Here is a 2,318-nt window from a genome sequence, read left to right on the forward strand (position 1 = left end):
GGGCGGGGGCGCAGCGCCCGCCAGCCGCTGCGCAGCCGAAAGCCCAAGCCGGGGCGTCCGCGGGGGATGAGGGCGGCCGCGCCGGCGAGCGCGGCGGTGGCCAGCAGCCCGCCGATCCCCACGGCGCGGGCGTGCCCGGAGTCGAGGGCGGCGACGGTGGCCAGGGCGGTCAGCGCGCCGCCGCCGTAGAGGCTGATCACCACCGGCAGCCGCAGGGGCTTTCGGAACAGGATGTCGGTGTAGACGGGGGTGTCGTGCACGCCGGTGAACAGCTGCGCCGATTCGGTCATCGAGATTCCTTGGGCCGCAGGGCAAGAGAGCGGGGCCGGTGCCGGTGGCTGGCGGGCCGGCCGGTCGCGGGGCGGGCGCTCCGGCTCCAGCACCACCGCCAGCCCCACCAGCCCCGCCGGCGCCGCCATCACCGGCCAAAAGCCCGCCCCCCGCGCGTCGCCGACCTCGCCGCCGACCTGGCCCCCGTGCTGGCCGCGCTGCAGTCCTGGGCCACCTACGACTTCACCCGCGCCATCTTCGACCCGGCCCTGCCCGTGCCCGACCTGGCGAACCTGGACGTCACGATCTGGCTCACCGGCAGCCTGGACCTGCCCACCGCCGAGGAGATGAGCACCCCGCACCTGCACGACCGGCTCTCGGACCGCAAACGCGCCTCGGTGGCCATCTACGGCATGCTGGTGCGGCTGGCCCGGGTCACCTTCTTCGCCGACACCGCCCGGTTCGGCCTGATCGTCCTCGAGGAAGCCGCCGCGCTGCTGAACTCCCGCGCCGGCGCCGACGACGCGCACCTGATCAGCCGCCGCGCCCGCAAGCACTACACCGGCCTGCTGATCATCACCCAGGACCCGATCCGCGACCTGGCCCTGATGGGCGACCAATTCCTCACCCAGCAGCTGATCATGCCGTTCGAAAACGACGAGCTGGCACGACAAGTCGCCGCCAAGGTCGGCATCCGCGCCGACGACTACCCGGACATCGAGGAATTCTTCCTCGCCCAGCCCTGCGCCGACGAGATGCGCGACCCCACCGCCTTCGACGACGCCGAGACACCCGCCGCCGTACCCGGGCGCGGCGCCCGGCGGGGCTATGGCTTCTTCGTCGACGAATTCCGCCGCAAGTCCCCCATCTGGGTGGCCACCGAACCCGACCCCGCCCTGCACACCGCCTACGACACCACCCCCGGGCGGCCCAGATGAGCTCCGCCGCAGTCCCGTTCGGGCGGCGCGCCGCCGAATACCTCGGCTACCAGCTGGCCACCCGGCCCCGGCTGCGCCGCGTGCTCACCCTGTGGGCGGGAACCCACCTGCTGGCCTGCTGGTCGGTGCTGGCCGCCCCGCCCGCGGCGGCCGCCACCCTGGCCGGCGCGCTGAACTGGACGGCCATCACCGACAGCCACGGCGTGCCGGTCGGCGACTACTACCTCTCGGTGGTCTCCACCGCCGAAGCCCTCACCGCCACCGGCCCGCAGCTCGGTACCGACCCGGCCGGCTGGACCCGCTGGCTGGCCCACGCCGTGACCACCGGCCTGACCCACCAGGCCGTGATCGAACTGCTCCAAGCCCAGGCCGCGTTCTACATCTTCATGATCGCCACCGCGCTGTGGCTGATGCGCTTCGCCATGTCCAACACCTGGCTGTACTGGCTGGCCACCTGGTTCCGCCCGCTGTTCGAGACCCTCCGCGCGCTGCTGGACGAGCTGTGGGTGTTTCCGATCTGCCTGCTCATCGGCATGGGGGTGGGCGCCTTCCACATCCTCTGGCACGGCCGCAGAGGCTTCGGAGCCGGGATCATGCTGTCCGCGATCGTCTTCGGCATCCTCGGCTCCCTCGTGGTCCGCGACCCGCTGCGCGACCTCTACAGCGAGCACGGCCTGCTCGCCCAGGGCCGCGACCTGGGCTTCGGCGCCGCCCAGGCGCTGGCCAACGGCGAGGTGCTGGCCCCCGGCGGCAGCGGCGCCCAGCTGGCCCACCTCACCGGCCTGATCGCCGACACCACCCTGCGAATGCCGTTGCAGCTGATGAACTTCGGCGTCCCGGTCGACGACATCGGCGGCTGCGCCGACGCCTACAGCGCCGCGCTGCTCGCCCCGCACGACGGGCAGGACCTGGCCGGGCCCGCCCATGCCATGGCCGGCTGCGGCGCCGGGCACGCGCTGGTGTTCGCCCAGCACCTCAGCGGCGCCAACCTGGCCCTGGGTCTGCTGTTTTTGCTGCTGGGGGCGGTGTTCGCCGGCTTCGTCTGCTACGTCACCTACAGCTACGTGATGGTCTGCTGCGCCGCGTTCGTCAACGCGCTGCTCGCCGTCG

2 protein-coding genes and 1 pseudogene are annotated in these 2,318 nt (G+C 73.0%); 2 read left to right on the forward strand and 1 reads right to left on the reverse strand.

Annotated elements, in window-relative coordinates:
* Nucleotides 1-290, reverse strand: a 290-nt coding sequence (locus F0Q45_RS25435) for a hypothetical protein (protein WP_149656511.1), incomplete at its 3' end; no start/stop codon positions are given.
* A 186-nt stretch (nucleotides 291-476) separates the two neighbouring features.
* Here F0Q45_RS25435 and F0Q45_RS25440 point away from each other — a divergent pair.
* Together F0Q45_RS25440 and F0Q45_RS28190 are read left to right on the forward strand one after the other, a co-directional pair.
* Nucleotides 477-1,208: an ATP-binding protein gene (locus F0Q45_RS25440; RefSeq protein WP_262491182.1), complete on the forward strand. Its 732-nt coding sequence runs from the start codon at nucleotides 477-479 to the stop codon at nucleotides 1,206-1,208.
* Nucleotides 1,205-2,318 (forward strand): annotated as a pseudogene (locus tag F0Q45_RS28190) (hypothetical protein); the annotation flags it as partial. The gene F0Q45_RS25440 and the pseudogene F0Q45_RS28190, both read left to right, overlap by 4 nt.

Source organism: Mycobacterium simiae, assembly GCF_008370645.1.
GTDB classification, from domain to species: domain Bacteria; phylum Actinomycetota; class Actinomycetes; order Mycobacteriales; family Mycobacteriaceae; genus Mycobacterium; species Mycobacterium simiae_A.